The 6,177-nt window shown below is 66.8% G+C and carries 6 protein-coding genes; 5 read left to right on the forward strand and 1 reads right to left on the reverse strand.

Annotated elements, in window-relative coordinates:
- Nucleotides 1–36 precede the first annotated feature (36 nt).
- The 3 genes from D7Y61_RS22230 (at nucleotide 37) to D7Y61_RS22240 (ending at nucleotide 2,830) form a co-directional block, all read left to right on the forward strand.
- Entirely contained in the window at nucleotides 37–933 is an 897-nt protein-coding gene (locus tag D7Y61_RS22230; protein WP_180869362.1) for a DMT family transporter, read from the forward strand.
- Between the two features lie 203 nt (nucleotides 934–1,136).
- Nucleotides 1,137–2,144: an ATP-binding cassette domain-containing protein gene (locus tag D7Y61_RS22235; RefSeq protein WP_180869363.1), complete on the forward strand. Its 1,008-nt coding sequence runs from the start codon at nucleotides 1,137–1,139 to the stop codon at nucleotides 2,142–2,144.
- Nucleotides 2,141–2,830, forward strand: coding sequence for a methionine ABC transporter permease (locus D7Y61_RS22240; protein ID WP_014038544.1), 690 nt, complete (start codon nucleotides 2,141–2,143; stop codon nucleotides 2,828–2,830). Before D7Y61_RS22235 ends, D7Y61_RS22240 begins: the two co-directional genes overlap by 4 nt.
- Nucleotides 2,831–2,900: 70 nt before the next feature.
- On the opposite strand, the gene D7Y61_RS22245 is transcribed toward D7Y61_RS22240, so the two are convergent.
- Complete coding sequence (locus D7Y61_RS22245; RefSeq protein WP_180869365.1) at nucleotides 2,901–3,503, reverse strand: lipocalin family protein; 603 nt, start codon at nucleotides 3,501–3,503, stop codon at nucleotides 2,901–2,903.
- 127 nt (nucleotides 3,504–3,630) lie between these two features.
- Here D7Y61_RS22245 and D7Y61_RS22250 point away from each other — a divergent pair, with 127 nt between their 5' ends.
- The gene (locus tag D7Y61_RS22250) at nucleotides 3,631–3,957 is read left to right on the forward strand and encodes a hypothetical protein (RefSeq protein WP_180869367.1); all 327 of its coding nucleotides are present in this window, start codon (nucleotides 3,631–3,633) and stop codon (nucleotides 3,955–3,957) included.
- 69 nt (nucleotides 3,958–4,026) lie between these two features.
- Nucleotides 4,027–6,123: a prolyl oligopeptidase family serine peptidase gene (locus D7Y61_RS22255; protein WP_180869368.1), complete on the forward strand. Its 2,097-nt coding sequence runs from the start codon at nucleotides 4,027–4,029 to the stop codon at nucleotides 6,121–6,123.
- The last annotated feature ends 54 nt before the right edge of the window (nucleotides 6,124–6,177 follow it).

Here is a 6,177-nt window from a genome sequence, read left to right on the forward strand (position 1 = left end):
GCTCTACAGAAGGCAGCGACCGGGCGATAATGGGCCATGAACGTGCAACGCTCCCCTTCGCGCGCGGTGGCCTGGATGGTCGCTGCGGTCGCCTGCTTCTCGCTGATGGACGCTGGCATGAAGCAGCTGTCGGCCAGTTATCCCACGCTGGAAGTAACCTTCCTGCGCGGCGCGGCCTCGCTGCCGTTCGTGCTGGTCTGGGTGCTGGTCAGTGCCGGCCCGCGCTCGCTGATTCCGCGGCGCTGGGGGCTGCACCTGCTGCGTGGCGGACTGGGCATGGCGATGATCGGCTGCTTCGTGTTCGCCCTGCGCGACCTGCCGCTGTCCACCGCCTACACCATCTATTTCGTTGCGCCGCTGCTGATCGCCGCGCTGTCGGTGCCACTGCTGGGTGAACGCGTCGGGCCGCGGCGCTGGGTGGCCATCGGCATCGGCCTGATCGGCGTGCTGGTGGTGCTGCGACCGGGCGTGGACGGCTTCATTTCGGTGCCAGGCCTGATGGTACTGGCCGCCGCCACCGCCTATGCCGTGGCGGCGATCACGGTCAGCCTGTTGACCCGCACCGATACCTCGCAATCGATGGTGGTCTGGTTCCTGGTCATCATGGCGATCGGCGCGGGCCTGCTGGCCATTCCTGGCTGGGTGCCGCTGCAGTTGGCGCATGCGCCGCTGATCGCCGGTATGGGCCTGGCCGGGGCGCTGGGCCAGATCGCGCTGACCAGGGCCTTCCAGCTGGGTGAGGCGTCGATGATCGCGCCGCTGGAGTACAGCGGCCTGGTCTGGGTGATCGGCTGGGACCTGGCTTTCTGGGGCCAACTGCCGGACGGCTATACCTGGGTGGGGGCCGCGATCATCGTCGCCTCGGGCCTGTACCTGCTGCACCGGGAACGCCTGAACCGGGTGCAGCCGCCGAAACCACTCGACCACCCCTGATCGTGGGGTAGTGCCGGTCGCWGGCCGGCAACCCATTGCACCGGGGGGACCGCCGCAGGTGCCGGCCAGCGGCCGGCACTACCGGGGAGAGCCGCGTCTTAGAACCAAAAGGAATAATATTCCGGCTCAAGGCGCGGGCGCGCGAGCGCTGGCGCTGGTAGGCTGCACGCCCCCTTCCGTCACCCAGCCGGTGAGCCACGCCCGTGATCGAGTTCCAGCGCCTGCACAAATCCTATGCCGTTGCCGGTCGCGAAGTCAGCGCACTGCAACCGCTGGACCTGACCATCGAGGCCGGCGAGGTATTCGGCATCATCGGCCATTCCGGCGCCGGCAAGTCGACCCTGATCCGCATGATCAACCGCCTGGAGGAACCCAGCGGTGGCCGCCTGTTGATCGGTGGCGAGGATGTCACTGCGCTGGACGCGGATGGCCTGCGCGCACTGCGCCGGCGCATCGGCATGATTTTCCAGCACTTCAACCTGCTGTCCTCGCGCACGGTTTCCGGCAACGTGGCTTTCCCGCTGGAGCTGGCGGGTACGCCGAAGGCGGAGATCGATGCGCGCGTGGCCGAGCTGCTGCAGACCGTCGGCCTGGAAGCGCATGCGCACAAGTACCCGGCGCAGCTGTCCGGTGGCCAGAAGCAGCGCGTGGGCATCGCCCGTGCGCTGGCAACGCGTCCGCAGATCCTGCTGTGCGATGAAGCCACCAGTGCGCTCGACCCGCAGACCACCGCATCGGTGCTGTCGTTGCTGTCGAAGATCAATCGCGAGCTGGGCCTGACCATCGTGCTGATCACCCACGAGATGGATGTGATCCGCCGTGTCTGCGACCGCGTCGCCGTGCTCGATGCCGGCCAGATGGTCGAAACCGGGCCAGTCACCCGCGTGTTCCTGCATCCGCAGCACCCGACCACGCGCCGTTTCGTCAGCGAATCGGAGCATGTGGACGAGGGGACGCTGCACCGCGATTTCGACGCAGTCGGGGGCCGCATCGTGCGCCTGACCTTCCTGGGCGGCGACACCTACGAGCCGTTGCTCGGCAGCGTCGCGCGGCAGACCGGCGTCGACTACAACATCCTGTCCGGCCGTATCGACCGGATCAAGGACACCCCGTATGGCCAGCTGGTGGTCGCCCTGGTGGGCGGTGACCAGTCCGCCGCGCAGGCCGCGTTCGTGGCTGCCGGCGTGCACGTTGAGGAACTGCGTCGATGATCATCGCCACTGCCGGCGGCTTCTTCCGCCACCTGGATGCGGGCAAATGGGCCGACATCGGCCAGGCCACCATCGACACGCTGCTGATGCTGCTGGGTTCTCTACCGCTGACCCTGGCCATCGGCTTGCCCTTGGGCGTGCTGCTGTACCTGTTTGGCGCACCGCAGATGAAGCGCCGTCCGTTCGCCTATGGCGTGCTTGCGCTGGTGGTGAACCTGCTGCGTTCGGTGCCTTTCATCATCCTGATGATCGTGCTGATCCCGGTCACGCTGTTCCTGATGGGAACCTCCCTGGGCGTGCGTGGTGCGATCGTGCCGCTGGTGATTGGTGCCGCGCCGTTCTACGCGCGCCTGGTCGAGACCGCGCTGCGTGAAGTCGACCGGGGAGTGATCGAGGCGACCCAGGCGATGGGCGCCACCACCTGGCAGCTGGTCACCCGCGTGTTGCTGCCGGAAGCGCGCCCGGGCCTGATCGCCGGTGCGACGGTCACCACGGTGGCGCTGATTGGTTTCACCGCGATGGGCGGCGCGATCGGTTCCGGTGGCCTGGGCGACCTGGCGTTCCGCGATGGCTACCAGCGCTCGCATACCGACGTGGCCCTGGTCACGGTGGTCCTGCTGCTGGTGCTGGTGCAGCTGCTGCAGATGCTCGGCGACCGCCTGGTCGCGCATTACAGCCGCAAATAACAGAATGCCGGGCGGCGCCCGGCATCTCGTTGGGGTAGTGCCGGCCGCTAGCCGGCAATCCCAAGCGCGATCAGCGCACGTTCGGTACTTCGTAACCCAGCTTCCCGACCTGCTCCGGGTGCTGCGGCACGCGCTTGAGCTTGTCGGTGTTCACGCCGTACTCGTCGCGCAGGCGTTCGGCCAGCTCCTTGTACAGGGCCTTGTCCATGTCCGGGGTGCGCGAGAAGATCCAGGCCATCTCACGACCGGGATAGCCGATCAGCGCCCAGGAATAATCCGGCGCGACTTCCAGCACGCGCGAATGGGTCGGTACCACACGGTAGAACCAGGTACGCCAGCCGTGGTTGCCGCTGTCCGGGTCGACGCTGGCGCGGGCACGCACTTCCTGCAACGGTTCGCCAAAGCCATCGCGGTAGCGGTAGGTGATGCCGACCTTGTGCGTGTCGCGCAGCTCGTACTCGTTGACGCTGGCGACATGGCCGCGTTCGATGAAGTTCGGCACGCGGCCGATCACATACCAGGTGCCCATGAAGCGCTTCAGGTCGATCGGTGCGTCCAGCGCAGCCGCACCCGGGGCGCTGGCACGGGGCGATGGCGGCTCGCTGGCGGCCACGGCGGGGCCCGCCAGGGACAGGGCCAGCAGCATGGCGCAGAGCGGGCGGATCGAAGTCATGCGGGAGCGGGCTCCAGTGGGCTTGCACGCGCATGGTCGACTGTGTGCACGCGATCCGTCAATGGTGTCGCAACCTGTGAGAAGGGCCTTGCCCAAGCTGTGTTGCATTGTCCACCGGAGAAGCCCAATGAACGCACGTGCCGTCCGTCGCCCTGCAACTGAACGCGACATCTTCGTGCGCGCCGATCCGCGCCTGCTGCGCAGCGTGCGGCAGGTTGCCCTGGCCGGGCTGGCCCTGGTACTGGTCTGGCCAGCCGCGCGTGGCAGCAACGCCTGGCTGGGCTGGCTGCCGATGTGGCTGGTGGGCATGCCACTGGTGGCCTGGTGGGCGCTGCTGCGCTTTCCTGTGTCGCGCCTGTCGTGGCTGCGGCTGGCCCGTCGCACCGGTGGACAGGCGCGTCGTCGCACCGGTGGCACGCCCCGCCGCCGTCGCGGCACTACGGCCACGGCCTGACCTTCGACACGGGGGCGGCTGCGGCGATCCATGTTAGCGTTCCACGGCTTATGACTGCCTGGAGCTGCAATGTCTCGACTCGCTTCCGCCTGCCTGCTGGCCGGCATGATGACCGCTGCCTCGGTGGGGACCGCCGTGGCCGCTGAAGACACCGATCGCTACGCTTGGCTCGAGGACGTCATCGGCGACAAGCCGCTGTCCTGGGTCAAGGAACAGAATGCCAAGTCCGAGGCGCGCCTGGCGCAGACCCCGGCCTTCAAGCAGATGGAGACCAGCATCCGCGAGGTGCTCGATTCGGACGCCAAGATTCCCGGCGTGCAGAAGATCGGCGACTACTATTACAACTTCTGGAAGGACCAGCAGCACGAGCGCGGCCTGTGGCGGCGCACCACCCTGGCCGAGTACCGCAAGGCCTCACCGCAGTGGGAGACCGTGCTCGACCTGGACGCGCTGAACAAGGCCGAGGGTGAGAACTGGGTCTGGCACGGTGCCGACTGCCTGCGCCCGGACTACAGCCGCTGCCTGATCGCGCTGTCGCGCGGCGGTGCCGATGCCGACGTCACCCGCGAGTTCGATCTGGCCAACAAGACCTGGATCAAGGACGGCTTCTTCCGTCCCGAGTCGAAGGGCGGCCTGAACTGGATCGATCGCGACACCGTGTTCGTCTACACCGACTTCGGTGCCGGCTCGATGACCACCTCCGGCTACCCGCGCGTGGCCAAGCTTTGGAAGCGCGGCACGCCGATGGCCTCGGCCAGCGTGGTCTATGAAGGCAAGCCGGAAGACATGTACATCGCGGCGATGCACGATGACACCCCGGGCTTCGAACGCAACCTGGTCAGCCGCACGCTGGCGTTCTACAACAACGAGATCTATCTGCGTGGCGACGATGGCACGCTGACCAAGATCGACGCGCCGAACTCGGCCGAGAAGGGCCTGCACAAGCAGTGGCTGACCCTGGAACTGCGTGATCCGTGGACCGTCGGTGGCAAGACCTATGCGTCCGGTTCGCTGCTGGCGACCAAGCTGGACGACTTCCTGGCTGGCAAGCGCGAATTCGACGTGCTGTTCACCCCTACCGCGACCACCTCGCTGGCCAGCGCCACCTGGACCAGGAGCCACCTGGTGCTGAACGTGCTGGACGACGTCAAGAACCGCCTGTCGGTGCTGACCCCAGGCGCCAATGGCTGGCAGACCAGCCGCTTCGTCGGTGCGCCGGCCTTCGGCACGCTGGGCGTGGCCGCGGTCGACAGCAATGACAGCGACGCGGTGTGGCTGACCGCCACCGACTACCTGACCCCGACCACGCTGGCGCTGGCTGAAATAGGCCAGGCACCGGAAACGCTGAAGACCATGCCGGCCTTCTTCGATGCCAAGGGCAAGGTGATCGAGCAGCACTTCGCCACCAGCAAGGACGGCACCCGCGTGCCGTACTTCGTGGTGCACGACAAGGCGATGAAGCTCGATGGTTCCAACCCGACCCTGCTGTACGGCTACGGTGGCTTCGAGATCTCACTGACCCCGAGCTATTCGGGTGGCATGGGCCGCGCCTGGCTGGACAAGGGCGGCGTGTACGTGGTCGCCAACATCCGTGGCGGTGGCGAGTATGGCCCGCGCTGGCACCAGGCGGCGCTGAAGCAGAACCGCCACAAGGCCTATGAAGACATGGCCGCAGTGGCACGCGATCTGGTCAAGCGCAAGATCACCAGCGCCAAGCACTTGGGCGTGCAGGGCGGCAGCAACGGTGGCCTGCTGACCGGCAACATGCTCACCCAGTATCCGGAGCTGTTCGGTGCGGTAGTGGTGCAGGTGCCGCTGCTGGACATGAAGCGCTACAGCCATCTGCTGGCCGGTGCCTCGTGGATGGCCGAGTACGGCAACCCGGATACCAGCGACTGGGAGTTCATCAAGACCTTCTCGCCGTACCACCTGTTCAACGCGAAGAAGAACTACCCGCCGGTGCTGTTCACCACCTCCACCCGCGATGACCGCGTGCATCCGGGCCACGCCCGCAAGATGGCGGCGAAGATGATCGACGCCGGCAAGGACGTGACCTACTACGAGAATATCGAAGGTGGCCACGGCGGCGCAGCCAACAACGCGCAGGCCGCACACATGTCGGCGCTGGCCTATAGTTTCCTGTGGGAGCGGTTGGGCGGTAAATAAGCAGAACGGAAAACGCCGCCCCAGGGCGGCGTTTTTCTTTATCCGGTAGTGGCG

This window comes from Stenotrophomonas maltophilia (assembly GCF_013464485.1).
GTDB classification, from domain to species: Bacteria; Pseudomonadota; Gammaproteobacteria; order Xanthomonadales; family Xanthomonadaceae; genus Stenotrophomonas; species Stenotrophomonas maltophilia_AW.